Source organism: Nostoc sp. CENA543 (genome assembly GCF_002896875.1).
Classification (GTDB): Bacteria; Cyanobacteriota; Cyanobacteriia; order Cyanobacteriales; family Nostocaceae; genus Trichormus.
This window is the reverse complement of record NZ_CP023278.1, coordinates 3,545,845-3,566,325: the sequence shown is the minus strand read 5'-3', so window position 1 is coordinate 3,566,325 and position 20,481 is coordinate 3,545,845. Positions and strand designations below refer to the sequence as shown.

Genomic DNA, 20,481 nt, shown 5'->3' with positions numbered 1-20,481 from the left:
GATTATCTAATTATTTTACTTACCAAATAAACGCCCTCAAGAACCCTGTTTCTGATTTTGATAAAGCTTTAAGTTGTCACGGAATAGGGTGTTATTAGGTTCAAGAGTAACAGCTACTTCTATTTCTTTAATTGCCTCTTCTATTTTTCCTTGGTTGTACAACGCAATTCCCAAGTTATTGTGAGCTTTTGTAAAATGGGGGTCAATATTTAAGGCTTGGCGGTAGGATGTGATCGCCTCTTCTAGTTTTTTCTGTGCATAGAGCGCAAGCCCCAGGTTATTGTGAGCTTTTGCATAATTGGGGTCAATATTTAAGGCTTGGCGGTAGGATGCGATCGCATCTTCTATTTTTCCCTGTGCATAGAGTGCAAGACCCAGGTAATGGTGAGTGATGGCAAAATTGGGGTCAAGATTTAAGGACTGGCGGTAGGATGAGATCGCCTCTTCTAGTTTTCCCTGTGCTTTGAGCGCAACCCCCAGGACAGAGTGGAAGATTGCTTCATTCGGGTTAATTTTTAAGGATTGGCGGAAGGATGCGATCGCCTCTTCTACTTTTCCTTGGTCAGACAGCGCAATCCCCAGGTTACAGTGAGCGTAGACATCATTGGAATCAAATTTCAAGGCTTGGCGGTAGGATGTGATCGCCTCTTCTAGTTTTCCTTGGTCAGACAGCCCAATCCCCAGGTTATAGTGAGCGATTGCATCATTGGGGTCAATACATAAGGCTTGGCGGTAGGAAGCGATCGCCTCTTCTAGTTTTCCTTGGTCAGACAGTGCAATCCCCAGGTTATTGTGAGCGATTGCAAAATTGGGGTCGATATATAAGGCTTGGCGGTAGGAAGCGATCGCCTCTTCCAGTTTTCCTTGTGCTTTGAGTGCATTCCCCAGGTTATTGTGAGCATAGGCAAAGTTAGGGTCTATTTCTAAGGCTTGGCTGTAGGATGCAATCGCCTCTTCTAGTTTTCCTTGGTCAGACAGTGCAATCCCCAGGTTATAGTGAGCGATTGCAAAATTGGGGTCGATATATAAGGCTTGGCGGTAGGAAGCGATCGCCTCTTCTAGTTTTCCTTGGTCAGACAGTGCAATCCCCAGGTTATAGTGAGCGATTGCAAAATTGGGGTCGATATATAAGGCTTGGCGGTAGGAAGCGATCGCCTCTTCCAGTTTTCTCTGTGCATAGAGTGCAAGCCCCAGGTTATTGTGAGCGTAGGCAAAATTGGGATCAATATTTAAGGCTTGGCGGTAGGATACGATCGCCTCTTCTAGTTTTCCTTGGTCATACAGCGCAATCCCCAGGTTATTGTGAGCATATAAAGAGTTTGGCTCAAGACTGATAGCTGCTTTGTATTTCAAGATTGCTTCCTCTAACTTCTTACCCTCACGCAAACTATCTGCTTCGTTTATTAAAGTGGTGACTTGATATTGCAGGTCTTCCTGTGCTTTTGTAGTTGCTTGATGGGTTGATTCATTCGTGCTATCAACTAATTGCGCCATTAAGGGTGCGATAGCTTCCCGAATTCCCTTAACAACTTCTACAAACGCTTCATCCCTATCAGCCCAACTTTTAATCGGTTTACGATTTTTCGGTAATGGTAATAGTTCCTTGAGCCGAGGAACATCCCAATCAACATGACGTAGCAGCACAGGAATCACACAGGCTTTCTTCGCTGCGTTCTGCTGTAACGCTCGTGTCACTTCCACTGTCCAGTGATAGTCAGAGTCTAGGAAATCAGGACTAATTAACAGTAGAATTAAACCCGCTTGGTTGAGGCGTTGATCAATTGCTCCTCTAATATCTTGCCCTGGAATAATTTTGCGATCATGCCAACTAGAAATCACCTCTTGCCGACGTAAAGATGCTAAATGCTTCTCTAACTGTTGGCGAAATTCCTCATCTTTTTGGTGATAAGAGATAAAAACTTCAATAGATTTCATAGAGAATAGGGCAAGATGCGGGCTGAGTTACAAAGTGAACTACAAAAGTTTCTGCTCAATTTCTTCAAGCTGATCATCTAATTTATCTTGTTCGGCTTGAGCTTCCTTGATTTGGGATTCCAACTTAAACTTTGTCGTCACATCCGTTTCTATAGAATATGCTTGGCGTAGTCTGTCTAGTTTGTTACTCACAGTATCATATTGTTGCTGTAATGAATCCCGTTCTTGCTCTAATCTCCGACGTTGCCTATCGGTTATTCCACCTTGACTAGTAGTTACAGGTGTAGTGTTTACAACAGAACTACCAGAGGCTTTTGATTTAGCGATTTCTTCAGCCACCCGACGAATCCCTGTTGCAATATCTAAAAAAGCCTCATCCTGATTTGCCCAAGTCGTCACCGGTTTGGCATTTTTCGGCAATGCTTGCAGCTTGCTAAAAGGTGTATCATTCCAATCTACCGGTTTGAGAATAATCGGAATCACGCGGGCTTCTTTGTGTTCATGGCGTTCCATCGCCCGCATCATTTCTTTGTCATAACAGTAATCTGAAGCCAAAAAGTTAGCACTCACCAACAGTAGAACAATATCTGCAATGTTGAGATTGTCATCAATAGCATCAGCCCAATTGCTACCAGCAATAATAGCTCTATCATGCCAAGCCTCAATCACACCCTGACGTTTCATTGTACTCAGATGAGTTGCTAATTCATCCCGCAAAGTTTCATCTTTGTGAGAGTAAGAAAAAAATACCTTGACTGGATTAGACATAAATTTAGAAGTAAAAGGAATGAAAATTACTGTATATCAATATACATTTTTTTAGATAAAATCAAACATTTTTATCTAAGTATTAAATGTTACGGTTAAATTTATTCATCTGCAACCTGCAAGCTTAAGAACACAAATTTTTGAAGAATTCGGGGACTGATGTTTCTAATATAGACGAGTATTTCTTGTAATAGATGCACTCATCACGTACCTTACTGATACTATATACAGAAGTATATTTTCACAATTTGGAGATTAAGAGAAAGTTATCGTTCTAAATAATAAATAGCTAGCAATGATGTCTATTTGCAAATGACGAATTATTAGGGAATGCAAATTGTGACTGTATTTCTGACTTTGTTCAAAGTATAAATGAGTGCCATTTTTATGGATATCTCATCATCAAATTTCACTATTCATTCCATCACAAAAGCCTAAACATAGCACTAAATAAAGTCAACTAGAGAGGAAGACAAAATGTCAAATAGCTCAGGGTTGTATATCATACTAGTCAGTGTTCACGGCTTAATTAGAGGTAATAATCTAGAGTTAGGACGAGACGCTGACACCGGTGGACAAACAAAATATGTAGTTGAACTCGCCGCCACATTAGCTAAACATCCCGAAGTAGAAAGAGTTGACTTAGTAACTCGTTTGATACAAGACCCCAAAGTGAGTGCTGATTATGCTCAACCAGTAGAAATTCTCTCCGACAAAGCCCAAATCATTCGTCTAGGATGTGGCCCCCGGCGTTACCTACGCAAAGAAGTTCTGTGGCCTTATTTAGATACCTTTGCAGACGAATTACTCAGACACATCCGCAAAGTCGGCAAAATACCAAACGTTATTCATACGCACTATGCTGATGCAGGCTACGTAGGTAGTCGAGTGGCTGGTTGGTTAGGTACACCCTTAGTGCATACAGGTCATTCACTAGGAAGGGTGAAACTGCAACGATTACTAGAACATGGAACTAAGCCAGAATTAATAGAAGAAAACTTTCACATCAGCACCCGCATAGAAGCTGAAGAAATTACCCTGGGTGGTGCAGCTTTAGTCATCGCCAGCACTAATCAAGAAGTTGAGGAACAATATAGCGTTTATGACCGCTATCAACCAGAAAGGATGGAAGTGATTCCTCCTGGTGTGGCTTTAGAACGTTTTTACCCAGCCCCCGATAATTGGCAAAATCCCCCGATTTACGAACAGTTAAAACGATTTTTGCATGATCCGCAAAAGCCGATGATCACGGCGATTTCCCGTCCGGCTATTCGGAAAAATGTCGGTAGTCTTATCAAAGCCTATGGTGAAGATCCTCAATTGCGTGAGCTAGCTAATTTAGTCATTGTGCTAGGAAATCGTGACGACATCACCACGATGGAATCAGGGCCACGCCAAGTTTTGACCGAAATATTGCAATTAATCGATCGCTATGACCTATATGGTAATGTCGCCTATCCCAAACATCATACATCTGATGATGTGCCTGATTTATATCGCTTGACAGCCAAAACACAGGGCGTTTTTATTAATCCCGCCCTCACTGAACCTTTTGGACTAACTCTGATTGAAGCCACAGCTTGCGGTGTACCCATTATCGCCACCTCTGATGGCGGCCCTAGAGATATCATCGCCGCTTGTGACAATGGACTATTAGTAGACCCCTTAAATATTCCAGACATCCAAAATGCACTGCGAACAGCCTTAACTGACCATCAGCAATGGCAAACATGGTCTAGTAATGGTTTAACTAATGTCCGCAAACATTTCTCATGGGAAAGTCATGTTGAGCATTATTTAGAAAAAGTCCGTCGCTTCCCCCAACAAAAGATACAGTCTTTACTCAGTCCTTTAATTGTTTTTCCTGCCACGGAACATCCTGGTTGGAATATACCAGAAACTAACCATCTACCTACAGCCGATCGCTTTTTAGTCACAGAAATAGATAATACACTCTTAGGCGATCAAGAAGCTTTAGAAACTTTGATTGAACGCATCCGTGAACAAGGACAGACAACAGGAGTCGGAATTGCTACTGGGCGCAGTCTCAAAAGTACCTTAAATATGTTGGAAGAATGGGAATTTCCCATGCCTGATTTACTCATTACTTCCACTGGTAGCGAAATCTACTACGGGCCAAGAATCGTCACAGATACTACTTGGCAAAAACATATTAGTCACAATTGGCAACCAGAAGCGATTCGGGAAGCAATGAGAAATATTCCTGGCGTGGAATTGCAACCAGCAGATGCCCAAGGCAAATTTAAAATCAGCTACTTCGTGGATTCTAGTGTATCTCCCAGTTACCGAGAAATTATCCGCCATTTGCGTCGTCAACAACTCCCTGTCAAAGGTATTTACAGTCATGATATGTATCTTGACCTATTACCTATTCGCGCTTCTAAAGGAGATGCCCTACGCTATATTGCCTTAAAATGGGGTTTACCCGTAAAACGCTTTTTAGTCGCCGGTGCATCAGGAAACGACGAAACTATGTTAGCAGGTAATACCTTAGCAGTTGTGGTAGGAAATTACAGCGAAGAACTGCAAAAGTTACGTGGCTATGCTCAGATTTACTTTGCCCAAGGACAATACGCCTGGGGAATATTAGAAGCACTAGATTACTACGACTTTTTCGGAAGTCTGTCCCAAACCCAACCCGAAATGGTGTTGGTTTAATAGTCATTAGTCATTAGTCATTAGTCATTAGTCATCAGTTACTACTCACCACTCACTACTCACTACTCATTACTCATTACTCATTACTCAACACTCAGCACTCAGCACTCAGCACTCATAATATATGGGCTTTTCCACTGATTTAGTTAACTTGGGTACATACCTTTCTGGGGAATTTGATAATCGAGAACAAGCGTTGGCTGAACCTATATGGTATGTCCATTTGCGTTTGTGGCAACGACCTGTGCAGCTATTTACAGAGGACAGCATCACGATATTCGCTGAACAAGCCAATATATTGAATTTAGATAGTCCTTATCGCCAACGCATTATACGGATAATGCCTAGTAAATATGATACTGGTTTGCAGGTACAATACTATATGCCTAAAAATTACAGTGCCTTAGCTGGCGGGGGTCAAAACCCTGCTTTACTTAAGGCACTGACTCTAGAGCAATTAGAATTGTTACCAGGTTGTATTCTCAAGGTAACTCAACAAGAGATAGCGGCTAACCAATATAAATTTGTTGCGAGTCCGCCTACAGATACTCGCTGCACCTTTACTTATCAAGGTAATACTATCCAAGTTTCTTTAGGATTTGAAATTACGGAAATGGCTTTATATAGCTACGATAAAGGCACTGATCAAATAACAGGCAAAGCCACTTGGGGCGCGATTATGGGGCCTTATCGCTACACAAAACGAGAGCAGTATTGAGTGCTGTTAGCGGAAGCGGGACGTTGAGCAGCGTGCTAATTGTTGAGGTAGACGAACCATTTAGAACTCATCACTTGTGACTCAGCACTTTTTTGGTTTAGCACTCTTTTAACTAGCAATACTGCGAGGTACACCTTCTAAAGCTTCCTCTTCAGTTTCCAAAATTTCAAATACCGTATCCATCATGGTGACTTCAAATACTAATTTGGCTTCTGGATGAACGTTGCATATGCGGAAACTGCCTTTAACTTTATCTGCGTCGCGCATACCAGCTACCAAAGATGTCAGGCCGGAACTATCGATAAAGTTTACTTGACCAAGATTCACCACTACATGACGGCTGAGTTTAGAAATACATTCTTGTAATTTCAGGCGAAATTGCCAAGCTGTGGTGATATCTAAGCGACCCGATGGTGTCAAGACAATGACTGTATTACCGTCTTGAGTTGTGTAGGTGGTTTGTTCTATGTGAATCACTAAGCCCCCTGTGGCACTTATCTTAAAGTTGACTGTGGTTAAGTGATACCAATTCAGAGTCAAACAAGTTGGGTACTATCTGGGTTTTCCAGGTTGTATCCGTAACTGATTTTTAGAGAATTGGTAATAGTACAGCAAAACACATTTACAGTCTTCATCTCAATAGTTAGAAAAGCCTACGTGATCAGCTTTCTAGACTATGAATCTTGACTAGTGAAAGTTGTTTTTTGTACTAGTCCTGGAATTGATGAGCCATCACACCACTCTGCAAAAAGTAGTAATTCATTTAACCCACCAACTACAGGACTATTCAGTGCTGAAACTCGAATTTAACAAGACACAGCTAAATTTGTCACCTTTTTTTTTAAATAGGTGCTTACCTTTAGTAGTTTAACTCACCAAATCTGTGCTGAGTACCCAGATAAGATTACTGAGTCAGCGAGAAAGACTTTTGAAATTTTCATTGTCATTGGCAAGTTACTGATGACTACCCTGGGTAATTCACCATTCCACAGTGTTAATTGTGTGGTGAGGGCTGCTTACCACCACGCAATAAGTCAGTGCTATTTACTAGGTTGCCAGTTAATCCAATCTTGAGGCTTGAGAAAAGTATTATACAATTCGGCTTCGGGGGTATTAGGTTCTGGTTGATAACCATATTCCCAGCGCACCAAGGGGGGTAATGACATCAAAATTGATTCTGTTCGTCCGTTGGTTTGTAAACCAAAGATGGTGCCTCGGTCGTAAACTAAGTTAAATTCGACGTATCTACCGCGACGGTAAAGTTGAAAATTACGTTCGCGATCGCCGTATTCTATTCCGTGACGACGTTCCACTATGGGAACATAAGCGGGTAAAAAGGCAGCACCAGAACTCTGTACAAAGCTAAATAAATCTTCCCAAGTCCGTTGTGCGGGGATTCCTACTTGGTCGCTATATTGGGCGGCTTCGCCTTTGGGGTCGGGGCCACGATACAAAACCCCTTGACCATCTTGATAATCGAAAAATAAACCGCCTACACCCCGTGTTTCACCCCGATGCTTGAGGTAGAAATACTCATCACACCAACGTTTAAATACTGGGTAATACTCTGGGTGATGTTGGTCACAAGCTTGCTTGAGAGTCTTGTGGAAATGGGCAGCATCTTCTGCAAAGGGATAATAAGGCGTTAAGTCCGCGCCGCCACCAAACCACCATACGGGGCCAGCTTCAAAATAACGGTAGTTGAGGTGAACTGTAGGCACATAGGGGTTACGGGGATGTAATACCAAAGATGTACCGGTGGCATAAAAGCCGTGACCTTCTGCTTCTGGACGCTGCTTTAAAATAGAGGGAGGCAGATGGGAACCCCAAACTTCAGAAAAATTTACACCAGCTTGTTCAAATATTGCACCATCACGCAGCACACGCGATCGCCCGCCACCTCCCTCTGGACGTTCCCAACTATCTTCATGAAATGTACCCACACCATCCAGCTTGGCTAATGTTTGTGAAATTTCATCTTGTAAACTTTTCATAAAATGACTGACACGCGCCTTGGCATCAGTCCCAGGTAAAGATGTGGATAATTTTGCTTCTACAGTTGGGGTTTGTGAATTAGTTACCATGAGACTCCCGAACTAAATGACGTTTTTCAAAACTGCCACAAATTCTAATTGTAAAAATTTGTGGTAAGGACGAGCCGAAAATGAGGATCAACTTGCCCAAACACCTTTTTGCTTGTTAAACATTTACATGATCAATGGGCGTGATTAGAGTTATTTTCCCTCAAATGCGTATAGGCTTGTATATTGATTAAATTTTTGTTGTACTTCTTGATGGGAACATTCTGGTATCAAGGTCAAACTCATCTGAGGGCTGAGTGTTGAGTGCTGAGTATTGAGTGCTGTTAGCGGTAGCGCGGCGTTTAGCCGGTGCTGTTAGCGGAAGCGGGGCGTTTAGCCCGTGCTGATGGCTGAGGTGCGGCGTTGAGCCGGGGCTGAGGGCAGTCACTCACAATAGCAGACTATGCCAGAGAGTTACCAGCAAGTGTGTAGCGAGGAGGATTGGCAAATGAAAACTTGGTTATCCAAATTCGTCCACCGCAAACACCGTCGGTTTTGTGTTTCTCTGGTACGGACATATCGAGAAATTAGTCCTGCTTCTGTAGATGATCTCTGGCAAAAGGTAGTTGACTTAACGGATGTTTCCTGGCACCCACTACTTAAAAGTACAAATGTACCCTATGGATTAGTTCCTAAACCTGGATTAATTTATCAAGCCGTCACACGTTTTTCACCAATTCCCATTCGGATTTTTGTGGAACGAGTCAACCCTAGAGAATTGCTGAGTATTAGAGTTATGGCTATTCCTGGTGTAGAAGAACGGGTGACTTATCAAGTAGAGTCTACTGTCTGTGGTACTTGTTTATCTTACTCAGTCACCCTCCGGGGTTGGTTATCGCCTTTGATTTGGTCTTTTTCTCGTCCCTATGTAGACCGTGTGGCACGTTCTTTAGTGGAATCAGTAGAGAAAGCTGCCTTTGGGGGTGTTCCAGGGCAGAAAAAGCCATTGCGCGAAATTGGGGAATGGTAATTAATTGGGTATGGGGCTAATCAATTCAAAATTCAAAATTCAAAATTAGAGAATTTTGGGCATGGGGCATTGGTTGGAGTTCTCTCCTATACCCTTACACCCCTACACCCTCATACCCCCATTCTGTTAACTTCGTATTTCTTTACTTTTAAATTTAGAATTAATCGCAACTGGTGGTTTTACTAAGTATTTATTCCTACTTTTAGGGTGGTTTTGAGTGTAACAATCACCTAAAAAATAAAAAAAATCCCGAAATCTATATAAATTAATGGTTTCATCTATCCACATCTGGCTTGAACACCTTAGAATGATTCATTGAAAAGTCGAGCCGATGGGATTTACAGGCATTTTGAGTAGAAATACTCCCCAAGGACGATTTTTGTGTTCGGTAAAACAGGGATTTCGGTAAAGATGCGACACAGTGCATCTAGAAAAAATCTCACCATAAACTTAAGGAGTTCCAAATGAACAAGGGTGAATTAGTCGATGCTGTAGCTGAAAAAGCTAGTGTAACTAAAAAGCAAGCTGATGCTGTCTTAACTGCGGCTTTGGAAACGATTATTGAGGCTGTTTCCTCTGGCGATAAAGTCACGCTGGTAGGTTTTGGCTCTTTTGAATCACGGGAACGCAAAGCCCGTGAAGGTCGTAACCCCAAAACTAACGAAAAGATGGAAATTCCTGCAACTAGAGTTCCTGCTTTTTCTGCTGGTAAGCTGTTTAGAGAAAAAGTTGCGCCCCCAAAATCATAGGCGTTACTGTTAGGAATTTTGATTTGATGCGGCAACCGGCTCATGGGGGAAATTTAGCTTGGGCAGCAGCACTAGCAGGCTGTCCAAGGGATGCGATTGTGGATTTTTCCGCGAGTATCAGCCCCCTTGGCCCACCTAAAAGTGCGATCGCTGCTATTCAATCGCACATGGGTAATCTCAGGCACTATCCAGACCCAGATTACAGTGACCTGAGATTAGCCTTGGGTAACTTCCATCAACTACCGCCAGAGTGGATTCTGCCGGGTAACGGTTCAGCAGAATTACTGACTTTGGCAGGTAGAGAATTATCTCAATTGACCGCAACTGTATTAATTACTCCAGCTTTTGGCGACTACTACCGCACCTTGGCGGCTGAGAACGCTAAAGTTCTGGAGTTACCCATTTCTTTGGGGACTGGGGACTGGGGACTGGGGACTGGGACATTAAAGGAAACGATAGAATCAATTCCTCCTTTATGCCCCTACACCCCTACACCCCTACACCCCCATACCCCTACTAAAGACTGCGCTTTGTTACTGAACAACGCCCACAACCCAACAGGCAAACTGTTCTTACGGGAGGAGATATTACCTTACGTAGAGGAGTTTGCTTTGGTAGTAGTGGATGAGGCTTTTATGGATTTTGTCCCTCCTGATGAGGAACAAAGCCTAATTGCGCTAGTGCAGGAATATGCCAATTTGGTAGTTTTGCGATCGCTGACAAAATTTTACAGTCTGCCTGGGCTGAGATTAGGATATGCGATCGCTCACCCTGACCGTCTGCGAAAATGGCAGTCATGGCGAGATCCTTGGCCTGTGAATACCTTGGCTGCCGCCGCCGCCATTGCATCTATTCAAGATCAAGAATTTCAAACCCAAACTTGGCAATGGCTACCACCCACACGCCAAAAACTATTTCAAGGTTTAGCTGCTATCCCTGGATTAAAACCCCTACCCAGTGCAGCTAATTTTTTACTGGTGGAGACAGAAAAATCGAGTGTAGAGTTACAGCAGCGATTACTCCAGCATCACCAGATTTTAATCCGCGATTGTCTCAGTTTTAAAGAACTAGGCGATCGCTTCTTCCGCGTAGCCATTCGTTCTGAAGCTGATAACCAACGCCTGTTAGCAGCTTTAGAGTTAGTGATGAGTGCTGAGTAATGAGTAATAAGTAACAAGTAATAAGTAATGAGTAATGAGTAATGAGTAATGAGTAATGAGTAATAAGTAATGAGTAATGAGTAATGAGTAATGAGTAATGACTAATGAGTAATAAGTAATGAGTAATGAGTGCTGTTAGCAGTAGCGTGTCGTTTAGCCGATGCTGCCAATGACTAATGACTAATGACTAATGACTAATGACTAATGACTAATGACTAATGACTACGATGTTGTAATTGTTGGTGGTAGTCTGGCTGGACGCTATGCAGCTTTATTGGCTACCCAATTCAAAGCTAAAGTTGCCTTGGTAGAATCTCAAGTGGATTATGGGTTAATTTATCGTCAGGCTATGGGGCAAATTGCTCACCTTGCCCAGTCTGGAGATAATTTAGCCAATTTCGGTCTTCCCAGCATACATACAGATAAAGACGCAAAATTACTCTCTGCTATCAACTGGGAAGAAGCAATGCTCTATTCCCAGGGTGTTGTAGCTAATATTCAAGCACAAACCTCTCCTAGTGTACTCGCAGCAAAGGGAGTTGATGTGATTTTTGGTAGTGGTCAATTTTCTAATACGCCTGATTTAGCATTTGCTATCAACCAACGCCGACTACGAGGACGTACTTATTTACTAGCTAATGGTTCTCGTCCAGCTATTCCAGAGATTGAGGGATTAAAAGCTACTGGCTATCTGACTCTGGCTAATATTTGGCAAGCTTTTAAAGCAGCAAAACCGCCTCAAGATTGGGTAATTATCGGTGGTGTTCCCCAAAGTATTGAAATTGCTCAAACTTTGGCTAAATTGGGTTGCAGAGTCATTTTGATTATTAATCACCCTTATTTAATTCCTCATATTGACCCAGAAATTTCTCAGTTACTACTAGCGCAGTTAGAAACTGACGGTATAAGGGTGTTGACAGAAGCAATAGTTAGTCAAGTGAGGAAAATTGATGATAAAAAATGGCTTCAGGTAGGAGATAAAGCCATTGAAGTTGATGAAATTGTAGTTGCAACTGCACAGCAACCTAATATCGAATCTTTAAATTTGCCAGTAGCAAATGTAAAAGTGTCTCAGCAGCGTTTGTTAATTAATGAAAAACTGCAAACTACAAACCGCCGAGTTTATGCTTGTGGTGATGTGATTGGTGGGTATGATTTTGCAAATATCGCTCAATATGAAGCGAAAATTGCGATTAAAAATGCTCTATTTTTACCTAAATTTAAAGTTAATTACTCTCATATTCCTTGGGCAATATTTTCTGAGCCAACGTTGACAAGAGTAGGGTTAACACCAAAACAAGCACAACGCCGATTTGGAAATAAGGAAATTATAGTTTTACGACAATATTATAAATCAACAGCCGCAGCCCAATTAGAAAATCAGATGACAGGTGTATGTGAGTTAATTGTTTCACGTAAAGGAGAAATTTTAGGTGCTACTATTTTTGGTAAGGAAGCTAGAGAACTAATTAACCTGATTGCTTTAGCGATGAGTCAAAAAATCCGTGTGCAGCAATTAGAGAATTTCTCGCCTATTTATCCTAGTTTTTCAGAAATTTTAGAAAAAATAGCTGGAGAATGGAATTATCAGCAATTACATCATGATTTAGCTCGGCAGGAATGGTTAGAAAGTTTCTTTTACTTTCGGCGTAGTTGGAATTTATGAGTAGTGTAGTCACAAATAATTTATAAAAAAATTAGTAAGCTAAAGAAGATTAATTTATAAATACACTCATTCTGCTAAAATGTGAGATAAAATTCCTAATATTTTTCCTAGAGCATTAATATAATATTCACTTAAGTCAATTTCGACTAATTGCTCATAAAGTTTAAGAAATTTCCAGTTAGTACCTGTTGTTACAGTCCCGTAAATAATGGGAATATTATTGCCTTCACGTTCATTAAATAACTTTGCAGCTACCATTTCAGCCACACATTGACCCAACCCAGCGTTAATATTTTCTTTCTTGGCTTCTACAATTGTTACCACTGGTGCATTCAGAATTAATAATTCTGGAGAATGGCTAATAATAAAATCACAGTTACCATTTAATCCCTGTGCTGGTTCAACGGTGAAATCAATACCAGAAAATAAGCTGATTTGATTATTTAAATATTTTCTAATAGCAATTAAAATCGGGGCAATAATCATCTCAGAACGAGCTTTTTCTGTATTACTAGCAAGAGCTAATGGTATGTTTTCCTTTAATATTTCTGTGAGTAATGTAGGAGATTCGATTTCTGGAATAGATGCAAATATATCTAATTTATCGATGATGGTTAAATCGAAGGTCTTCCTAACTTTGTCTAAAGTAAAGTCACTGTATGACATTTGAGCGACTCCTGTAATTTATTAAGCCAAAGGAAAGAAGGATTTTGAACACTCTTAATGAGGCTAAATAGGTTCGTGATAGGAATATATGGCATTTTGTTTACTAGGATGTTCTTGACGCACATCAAGTCCCCGACTTTCAAAAACACAAGCTTTACCGTTTACTTTTTTCAAACCAGTGCCTATCTCACCAAATCGAGTTGGTTTTTTCTGTTTAAATGCTTCTGCAAGTACATTTAGAGCTTGACTTTGTGTTTTTCGAGAAACGAATTTACTCCAAGTATTTCGCCAGAATGCTTCAGGACGATATTGGGCGCGTACTAGAATTTCTTGGCACTCTTTTCTAGGATAATTCTGTTCTCGTCTTGTGGGACGTAGAGAAAATTCTGCTGATGTTTGGGATGTTCTCCTGAACTTAACAATGTGATATTCCCAACTTGCACCTCCTGCGATCGCAGCATGAGGAATCAAAACCCAAAGCAAGCATAACAGAGTTAAACTAGACTTTTTCATAAAAATTAAAAGGTGGGCATAGCCCACCCTAAATTAACCAAATATTCCAACAAAAAAGTCAATGGTTTCCTTGAGTGCTTTGATGAAAACGTCGATTTCCTCACGGGTATTGTAGAAAGATAAACTGACTCGTGCGGTGGCTGGTAAACCTAAATGACGGTGTAATGGTTGTGTACAATGATGTCCAGAACGAATGGCTACGCCTTCTTGATCTAATAATGTAGATAAGTCGTTGGCGTGGATACCTTCAACAGTAAATGCTGCTAAAGCGGCTCTACCTTCGCCCTTCGCATCGGGTTTTGGCCCGTAGATTCTGACTTGGGGAATTTTAGCTAATTCTTGGAACAAATAAGCAGTTAATTCTGCTTCATAGGCGTGGATTTTATCCATACCTATATTAGTAAGATAATCTATGGCTGCACCGAGAGCGATCGCTTCCCCAATTGCAGGTGTTCCCGCTTCAAATTTATGGGGTAATTCGGCATAGGTAGAATGGTCTAAATACACTTCAGCAATCATTTCACCACCACCGAAAAACGGTGGCATTGCTTCTAGTAATTCCAACTTACCATACAAGAAACCTATACCTGTGGTAGCACACATTTTATGCCCAGATGCTACTAACCAATCACAGTCGATTTCTTGGACATCGACAGGCATATGGGGAACACTTTGACAAGCATCAACTAAGAATTTCGCGCCGTATCTGTGAGCAATCTTCGCAATCTCTGCCACTGGGTTTATACAACCCAGTGTATTAGAAACATGAACTATAGAAACTAATTTAGTTTTTTCCGAAATCAGTTGTTTAAACTGTTCTAAATCAAAGGTTTCGTCTGGTGTTAATTCCACAAATTTGAGAACTGCACCAGTTTTTTGCGCTACAAATTGCCAAGGAACAATATTACTGTGGTGTTCCATTACCGACAGAATAATTTCGTCCCCAGCTTGTAAATTGTTCATTCCCCAGCTATAGGCTACCAAGTTAATGGCTTCGCTGGCGTTGCGGGTGTAGACAATTTCTTGGCGGGAAGCTGCATTAATAAATTTGGCTATTTTATCGCGTGCAGCTTCATAAGCATCGGTGGCTTTTGCACTGAGGGTATGCGCTCCCCGATGCACGTTGGCGTTATATTGTTCGTAATAATCCCTGAGTGCATTTAAGACGAACAAGGGTTTTTGTGATGTCGCCGCATTGTCTAAATAAACCAAGGGCTTATCGTTGATTTCCTGATGTAATATCGGGAAGTCAGCGCGGACTTTATCAGCTAGGGTTTTTGTGGGAGTGTAGGTCATTGGTTGTTAGTCAATAGTCAATAGTCAATAGTCAACAGTCATTAGTCATTAGTCATTAGTCATTAGTCATTAGCTAAGAACTTATTAATTTCTCTTCTCACTCAGCACGGGCTGAACGCCCCGCTTCCGCTAACAGCACCGGCTAAACGCCGCGCTACCGCTAACAGCACTCATTACTCATTACTCATTACTCAGCACTACTTCTGACTGTGTTTAACAATGAGTCTCGCAAAGATGGGACTGCAATTTGATTGATGATTTCGGCGGCGAAGGCGTTAACTAATAACTTGCGTGCGTCGTTGCTATCAATACCCCGGCTTTGCAGATAGAATATTTCATCATCTTCTAACTGACTGACTGTTGCACCGTGGGCGCATTTGACGTTATCGGCGGTAATTTCTAGTTGGGGTTTGGTGTCAACTCTGGCTTTTGATGATAGCAGCAAGTTGCGGTTTAACTGGGCTGCGTCGGTTAGCTGTGCTGGTTTGGGTACGAAAACTTTACCGTTGAAAATGGCGTGAGCGCGATCGCCGACAATACATTTATGTAATTGTTTACTTGTACCATAGGGATGATTGAGAGCGATCGCGCTGTGGGTATCCGCTACTTGATTGCCTGCTATCATGGTCAAACCGTTGAGAGTGGTTTCGGTTTGCTCACCAGTTTGCAAAATCTCTAAATTATGCCTTGATAGTTTTGCACCCAAGCTAAGGGCATGACAAGTATAACGACTGTAACGGGCTTGAGTAACGGCTGTCTTACCGATGTGGAAAGCCTGTTGACTATCTCTTTCTACTCTAGTGTGACTGACTTGGGCATTGTCAGCGATCGCAATTTCCGTAACAGCGTTGGTAAGGTAAACCCCCATCTCCCCTGAAGTAGTCACATAGTCTTCAATGATGCTTACCTGTGAACCACTTTCAGCTACTACCAAACACCGGGGTTGAGCAATAGTTGCAGTTTCCCCAGCCACGGAGATAAATAATAGATGTATCGGCGTTTCCACGATGACATTTTTCGCCACCAAGACAACAGCCACATCAGATATACCCGCCGTGTTGAGTGCAGTAAATACCTCTAACGCACCCTCAGCTTGAGCCAGATGCTTTTGTACCCGTTCCTGTTCAGTTACAGGTAACGCATTTAAATTACCAACCACTACACCAGTCGGTAAATCTGCAACGGCTGATAACTCTGGTGCGTAAACACCGTTAACAAACACCAAGCGGCTGTTATGAGATTCTGGTAGCGTGAATGCACTGATGTCAGGAGATGTTGCCATAAAGCTATGGAATTCCACCCGCCGCAACTCAGACAAATCAGTAAACCGCCATTCTTCCTCACGGGTAGTAGGAATAGTGGAGTGACGCACCCAATTAGCAGCACGTTCTTTAATTTCCTGTAACCAACCTGTAGAAGCTGGTACAGTCACCTGATTTAACAAAGCCACTAACTCAGCATCTCTATCCAACAGAGTAGATGACAAACTAGCCACATCCGAGTTAGGAACTGCACTAGGAGAAACTTGATTTGTCATTACACACCCACCCCAACCGCAGTTTCTTCCAACAGCCAGTCATAACCACGGGATTCCAATTCCAAGGCTAATTCCTTACCGCCACTGGTGATAATTTGTCCCCGCGCCATCACATGGACAAAATCAGGCACAATATAATCTAGTAATCTTTGGTAGTGGGTAATCATAATCGTGGCATTTTCTGGGCTAGTGAGTTGATTCACCCCATGCGCCACAATTTTCAGCGCGTCAATATCTAAACCCGAATCTGTTTCATCCAAAATCGCCAACTTCGGCTCTAACAAAGCCATTTGCAAGATTTCGTTGCGCTTTTTCTCCCCACCAGAGAAACCTTCATTCACGCTACGTTCGAGGAAAGCGGGATTCATCTTCACCACTTCCAACTTTTCCTCAATCAAATCATCAAAATCGAAAGCGTCTAACTCTTCCAAACCTTGAGCCTTGCGACGAGAGTTATAAGCTACCCGCAAGAAATCCAAATTACTTACACCAGGAATTTCCAAAGGATACTGGAAAGCCAAAAACACACCAGCCCTCGCCCGTTCCTCTGGTTCTAACTCCAGCAAATTCTGTCCCTGGAAAATCACCTCACCACCAGTCACAGTATAAGCCGGATGTCCCGACAACACCTTAGAGAAGGTACTCTTACCAGAACCATTCGGCCCCATAATCGCGTGAATTTCGCCAGCGCGCACTTCCAAATTCACACCCTTGAGGATCGGCGTACCATCAACCTCAGCCGTCAAGCCCTTAACCGACAAAATCACATCACTATTTTCAACAATCATGTTCTCTCTCTCTTAATTTTTTGGTTCGTAGTAGGTGCTTCAGCACCTTTCGGTATACTACAAGCCTTAACCCACGCTACCTTCTAGTTTCAGGCTCAATAACTTATCAGCTTCTACCGCAAATTCCATAGGTAGCTGATTAAACACATCCTTACAGAAGCCGCTAATCATCATCGAAATCGCGTCTTCCGCCGAAATTCCCCGTTGAGCAAAGTAAAATAACTGATCTTCCCCAATTTTGGAGGTAGAAGCTTCATGTTCAACTTTGCCAGTATTATTCAGCACTTGAATATAAGGGAAAGTATTCGCGTGAGCATTATCCCCTATTAGCATCGAGTCGCACTGAGAATAATTCCGCGCCCCTTCCGCCTTGGGATTAATTTTCACCAAACCCCGGTAACTATTACTAGACTTACCTGCGGAAATACCCTTAGAGATAATGGTGCTGCGGGTATTCTTCCCGATGTGAATCATCTTTGTCCCGGTATCGGCTTGCTGCATATTATTAGTTAACGCCACCGAGTAAAATTCACCGACAGAATTATCACCCACTAACACACAGCTAGGATACTTCCAAGTAATCGCTGAACCTGTTTCTACCTGTGTCCAGGAAATTTTGGAATTCACACCTTGACACAAACCGCGCTTGGTAACGAAGTTGTAAATACCACCTTTACCGTTAGCATCACCGGCGTACCAGTTTTGTACGGTGGAGTATTTAATTTCCGCGTTATCGAGGGCGACAAGTTCCACTACAGCCGCGTGTAATTGGTTGCTGTCGTACATCGGCGCGGTGCAACCTTCTAAATAGGAAACATAGCTACCTTCTTCAGCCACAATCAAAGTCCGTTCAAATTGCCCTGTATCACCGGAGTTGATGCGGAAGTAGGTAGACAGTTCCATCGGGCATTTTACGCCTTTAGGAATATAGACAAAAGAACCGTCACTAAATACCGCCGAGTTGAGGGCGGCGAAATAGTTGTCAGCAATGGGAACAACGCTACCCAAATATTTTTTCACTAGTTCTGGGTGTTCCCGCAGGGCTTCAGAAATTGAGCAGAAAATTACGCCATCTTTGGCGAGTTTTTCTTTGAAGGTAGTAGCCACGGAAACGCTGTCAAAAATCGCGTCTACAGCGACGTTTGCTAATCGCTTCTGCTCAGATAGGGGAATACCCAATTTCTCGAAAGTTTCTAGGAGGGTAGGATCTACTTCCTCTAAGCTGTTGAGTTTTTCTTTCTTTTGCTTAGGCGCGGAATAATAGATGATATCCTGATAATCGATAGGTGGATAGGTGACGCTTGGCCATATTGGCTCGGTCATTTTTAGCCACTGGCGGTAAGCTTTGAGGCGAAATTCCAGCATAAACTCCGGCTCTTCTTTTTTGGCGGAGATTAAGCGGATGATGTCCTCGTTTAGTCCACGCGGAATCGTGTCGGTTTCAATGTCAGTGACGAAACCGTACTTGTAGGGCTGGTTGACTAAGGTTTTGACAGTAGCACTCATCGCTAGTGGTCTCTTGTGTTCAGGAATTAGTGGTTCTCTTTAAGGATGGAGACGGGTGAAGCTGGGTTGCTTCCCATCTTGTCTAACTGAGTAGTTAAACGGCTGTTACAATATAGATATAGACTAAAACAACAATCATGTTGTTTAATGTAATTTCATTTTACGCTAGATTAACAACAACAATGTTGTCAAAGTCAAATTTTCTCAAAAAATTTTTTGGACTACGATGGCGACTACTCAACAGTCCTCAACTAAGCAAGAGATCCTAGAGTATCTCCTCAAGCATTCCCAAGCCACAGCCCTTGACTTGGCGGAAATCTTGGATGTCAGCCCCCAAGCAATTCGTCGTCATCTCAAAGATTTGGAGATGGAGGAGTTGATTGTCTATTCAAATACGGTACAAGCTGGGATGGGGCGACCGCAACACGTTTATGAGTTGAGTCGCCAGGGAAGGGAACGCCTGCATAAATCAGCTAGCGATCGCCACGGGGATTTTGCCGTTTCTCTCCTTGATACGTTAGCGGAAACGGTGGGACAAGACCAATTTAAGACCATCTTACAAAAACAATGGGAACGCAAAGCCCAAGAATATCGCGATCGCGTCGGTAACGGTTCACTCGAAGAACGGGTAGCGAATTTAGTCGAACTGCGAAAAGCTGAAGGTTTCATGGCGGAATATCACCCTGTAAATTCTCCTCATCCTAGAGAAGAGCAACGATTTATTTTCATGGAACACAACTGTGCAATTTCTAATGTGGCGGAATCATTCCCCAGTGTGTGCGGCCATGAACTAGAAATGTTTGCGGCTGTTCTCCCAGACTGTACAGTTGAGCGTACCCACTGGCTAATTAACGGCGAACATCGTTGCGGCTATCTAGTACAAGCCCGTAAATAAGCAGGGGAGCAGGGAGCAAGGGAGCAAGGGAGATGGCTTTTAGCTTGTATTGACAATGACAATAATGTAACTTTTAGGTGGAGAAGCTAAAAAATAAAATATGTAAATTAGTTTTCACAGCTAGTTTATGTCATTCATCCTAGCCAGTTGGTAAAGCAGTTTACCAATGATTTCATAATATCACCGAAAGTTAACTTTGAAGCTCTTACGCTTACTGCGGTTCGATTTCTTAATTTTGAATTTTGAATTTTGAATTGATTATGGATTTACCATCACAACAACCATCAACTCAATTTCTCACTTTAGAAGAGTCAGAGAAAGTAGACGCAGCCCTGTTATCATCGCCAGAAAAATTTTTAACTCGCCTGACAATTTCTTCCTTGAAACTCTTAAAACACATTGCCCAAGAATATGGTGTGGCGATTGAAGATTTAACTACACAACAAGTAATTGCTTGGTTTGAAAAAGATGGGAAGGTAAGAAGGGAACAAGGCTTAGAGTCTGCCTATTTGAAGTGGTAATATTTCGAGCCATGATTTTAACGAAGCATAACA

Annotated in this window: 18 protein-coding genes; 8 read left to right on the top strand and 10 right to left on the bottom strand. The window is 42.2% G+C overall.

The features are described from left to right. Positions 1-36: 36 nt before the first annotated feature. Positions 37-1,935 carry a toll/interleukin-1 receptor domain-containing protein gene (locus tag CLI64_RS14700; RefSeq protein ID WP_103137912.1) on the bottom strand — a complete coding sequence of 633 codons (1,899 nt, stop codon included), beginning with the start codon at positions 1,933-1,935 and terminating at the stop codon, positions 37-39. A gap of 39 nt (positions 1,936-1,974) precedes the next feature. Further along, positions 1,975-2,703, bottom strand: a complete 729-nt coding sequence (locus tag CLI64_RS14695; RefSeq protein WP_103137911.1) for a toll/interleukin-1 receptor domain-containing protein — start codon at positions 2,701-2,703, stop codon at positions 1,975-1,977. A gap of 477 nt (positions 2,704-3,180) precedes the next feature. On the opposite strand from CLI64_RS14695, the gene CLI64_RS14690 reads away from it, so the two are divergent. Next, positions 3,181-5,382: an HAD-IIB family hydrolase gene (locus CLI64_RS14690; protein WP_103137910.1), complete on the top strand. Its 2,202-nt coding sequence runs from the start codon at positions 3,181-3,183 to the stop codon at positions 5,380-5,382. Positions 5,383-5,506: 124 nt separating this feature from the next. After that, the gene (locus CLI64_RS14685) at positions 5,507-6,100 is read left to right on the top strand and encodes a chromophore lyase CpcT/CpeT (RefSeq protein WP_103137909.1); all 594 of its coding nucleotides are present in this window, start codon (positions 5,507-5,509) and stop codon (positions 6,098-6,100) included. A gap of 108 nt (positions 6,101-6,208) precedes the next feature. Here the strand turns inward: CLI64_RS14685 and CLI64_RS14680 are convergent, their stop codons facing one another. Beyond that, positions 6,209-6,577, bottom strand: a complete 369-nt coding sequence (locus CLI64_RS14680; RefSeq protein WP_103140738.1) for an STAS domain-containing protein — start codon at positions 6,575-6,577, stop codon at positions 6,209-6,211. A 563-nt stretch (positions 6,578-7,140) separates the two neighbouring features. Further along, the gene (gene hemF, locus CLI64_RS14675; protein WP_103137908.1) at positions 7,141-8,184 is read right to left on the bottom strand and encodes an oxygen-dependent coproporphyrinogen oxidase; all 1,044 of its coding nucleotides are present in this window, start codon (positions 8,182-8,184) and stop codon (positions 7,141-7,143) included. A 445-nt stretch (positions 8,185-8,629) separates the two neighbouring features. On the opposite strand from hemF, the gene CLI64_RS14665 reads away from it, so the two are divergent. From CLI64_RS14665 to CLI64_RS14650, 4 genes are all read left to right on the top strand, one after another. Further along, positions 8,630-9,151 carry a polyketide cyclase / dehydrase and lipid transport gene (locus CLI64_RS14665; protein ID WP_103140737.1) on the top strand — a complete coding sequence of 174 codons (522 nt, stop codon included), beginning with the start codon at positions 8,630-8,632 and terminating at the stop codon, positions 9,149-9,151. A 464-nt stretch (positions 9,152-9,615) separates the two neighbouring features. Then, a complete protein-coding gene (locus CLI64_RS14660) occupies positions 9,616-9,900 on the top strand; it encodes an HU family DNA-binding protein (RefSeq protein WP_103137906.1) in 285 nt (94 codons plus the stop codon). Between the two features lie 26 nt (positions 9,901-9,926). Next, on the top strand, positions 9,927-11,060 hold the full coding sequence (cobD, locus tag CLI64_RS14655; RefSeq protein WP_103137905.1) for a threonine-phosphate decarboxylase CobD: 1,134 nt from the start codon (positions 9,927-9,929) through the stop codon (positions 11,058-11,060). A 211-nt stretch (positions 11,061-11,271) separates the two neighbouring features. Continuing rightward, positions 11,272-12,726 carry an NAD(P)/FAD-dependent oxidoreductase gene (locus tag CLI64_RS14650; protein ID WP_103137904.1) on the top strand — a complete coding sequence of 485 codons (1,455 nt, stop codon included), beginning with the start codon at positions 11,272-11,274 and terminating at the stop codon, positions 12,724-12,726. Positions 12,727-12,792: 66 nt separating this feature from the next. On the opposite strand, the gene CLI64_RS14645 is transcribed toward CLI64_RS14650, so the two are convergent. The 6 genes from CLI64_RS14645 to sufB all read right to left on the bottom strand — a co-directional run bounded on the left by CLI64_RS14645 (position 12,793) and on the right by sufB (position 19,032). Then, positions 12,793-13,392 carry a hypothetical protein gene (locus CLI64_RS14645; RefSeq protein ID WP_103137903.1) on the bottom strand — a complete coding sequence of 200 codons (600 nt, stop codon included), beginning with the start codon at positions 13,390-13,392 and terminating at the stop codon, positions 12,793-12,795. Positions 13,393-13,455: 63 nt separating this feature from the next. Beyond that, positions 13,456-13,905, bottom strand: coding sequence for a hypothetical protein (locus CLI64_RS14640; RefSeq protein WP_103137902.1), 450 nt, complete (start codon positions 13,903-13,905; stop codon positions 13,456-13,458). A 33-nt stretch (positions 13,906-13,938) separates the two neighbouring features. Continuing rightward, positions 13,939-15,201, bottom strand: coding sequence for a cysteine desulfurase (locus CLI64_RS14635; protein ID WP_103137901.1), 1,263 nt, complete (start codon positions 15,199-15,201; stop codon positions 13,939-13,941). Positions 15,202-15,388: 187 nt separating this feature from the next. Next, the gene (gene sufD / locus CLI64_RS14630) at positions 15,389-16,738 is read right to left on the bottom strand and encodes a Fe-S cluster assembly protein SufD (RefSeq protein ID WP_103137900.1); all 1,350 of its coding nucleotides are present in this window, start codon (positions 16,736-16,738) and stop codon (positions 15,389-15,391) included. Next, positions 16,738-17,526, bottom strand: a complete 789-nt coding sequence (gene sufC, locus CLI64_RS14625; protein ID WP_103137899.1) for a Fe-S cluster assembly ATPase SufC — start codon at positions 17,524-17,526, stop codon at positions 16,738-16,740. Before sufC ends, sufD begins: the two co-directional genes overlap by 1 nt. 66 nt (positions 17,527-17,592) lie before the next feature. Beyond that, positions 17,593-19,032 (bottom strand): Fe-S cluster assembly protein SufB, encoded by a 1,440-nt coding sequence (sufB, locus tag CLI64_RS14620; protein WP_103137898.1) that lies wholly within the window; start codon positions 19,030-19,032, stop codon positions 17,593-17,595. 226 nt (positions 19,033-19,258) lie between these two features. Here sufB and sufR point away from each other — a divergent pair, with 226 nt between their 5' ends. Together sufR and CLI64_RS14610 are read left to right on the top strand one after the other, a co-directional pair. Next, positions 19,259-19,927: an iron-sulfur cluster biosynthesis transcriptional regulator SufR gene (gene sufR, locus CLI64_RS14615; protein ID WP_103137897.1), complete on the top strand. Its 669-nt coding sequence runs from the start codon at positions 19,259-19,261 to the stop codon at positions 19,925-19,927. Positions 19,928-20,187: 260 nt separating this feature from the next. Continuing rightward, positions 20,188-20,448 (top strand): hypothetical protein, encoded by a 261-nt coding sequence (locus CLI64_RS14610; RefSeq protein WP_103137896.1) that lies wholly within the window; start codon positions 20,188-20,190, stop codon positions 20,446-20,448. The last annotated feature ends 33 nt before the right edge of the window (positions 20,449-20,481 follow it).

What these genes read in the sequence shown, in the direction of transcription:
- CLI64_RS14645 (WP_103137903.1), bottom strand. Translation starts at nt 13,392, where the DNA reads ATGTCATACAGTGACTTTACTTTAGACAAAGTTAGGAAGACCTTCGAT.
- hemF (WP_103137908.1), bottom strand. Translation starts at nt 8,184, where the DNA reads ATGGTAACTAATTCACAAACCCCAACTGTAGAAGCAAAATTATCCACA.
- CLI64_RS14640 (WP_103137902.1), bottom strand. Translation starts at nt 13,905, where the DNA reads ATGAAAAAGTCTAGTTTAACTCTGTTATGCTTGCTTTGGGTTTTGATT.
- sufR (WP_103137897.1), top strand. Translation starts at nt 19,259, where the DNA reads ATGGCGACTACTCAACAGTCCTCAACTAAGCAAGAGATCCTAGAGTAT.
- CLI64_RS14650 (WP_103137904.1), top strand. Translation starts at nt 11,272, where the DNA reads ATGACTAATGACTACGATGTTGTAATTGTTGGTGGTAGTCTGGCTGGA.
- CLI64_RS14610 (WP_103137896.1), top strand. Translation starts at nt 20,188, where the DNA reads ATGGATTTACCATCACAACAACCATCAACTCAATTTCTCACTTTAGAA.
- sufC (WP_103137899.1), bottom strand. Translation starts at nt 17,526, where the DNA reads ATGATTGTTGAAAATAGTGATGTGATTTTGTCGGTTAAGGGCTTGACG.
- CLI64_RS14700 (WP_103137912.1), bottom strand. Translation starts at nt 1,935, where the DNA reads ATGAAATCTATTGAAGTTTTTATCTCTTATCACCAAAAAGATGAGGAA.
- sufB (WP_103137898.1), bottom strand. Translation starts at nt 19,032, where the DNA reads ATGAGTGCTACTGTCAAAACCTTAGTCAACCAGCCCTACAAGTACGGT.
- sufD (WP_103137900.1), bottom strand. Translation starts at nt 16,738, where the DNA reads ATGACAAATCAAGTTTCTCCTAGTGCAGTTCCTAACTCGGATGTGGCT.
- CLI64_RS14695 (WP_103137911.1), bottom strand. Translation starts at nt 2,703, where the DNA reads ATGTCTAATCCAGTCAAGGTATTTTTTTCTTACTCTCACAAAGATGAA.
- CLI64_RS14685 (WP_103137909.1), top strand. Translation starts at nt 5,507, where the DNA reads ATGGGCTTTTCCACTGATTTAGTTAACTTGGGTACATACCTTTCTGGG.
- CLI64_RS14660 (WP_103137906.1), top strand. Translation starts at nt 9,616, where the DNA reads ATGAACAAGGGTGAATTAGTCGATGCTGTAGCTGAAAAAGCTAGTGTA.
- CLI64_RS14690 (WP_103137910.1), top strand. Translation starts at nt 3,181, where the DNA reads ATGTCAAATAGCTCAGGGTTGTATATCATACTAGTCAGTGTTCACGGC.
- CLI64_RS14665 (WP_103140737.1), top strand. Translation starts at nt 8,630, where the DNA reads ATGAAAACTTGGTTATCCAAATTCGTCCACCGCAAACACCGTCGGTTT.
- cobD (WP_103137905.1), top strand. Translation starts at nt 9,927, where the DNA reads ATGCGGCAACCGGCTCATGGGGGAAATTTAGCTTGGGCAGCAGCACTA.
- CLI64_RS14635 (WP_103137901.1), bottom strand. Translation starts at nt 15,201, where the DNA reads ATGACCTACACTCCCACAAAAACCCTAGCTGATAAAGTCCGCGCTGAC.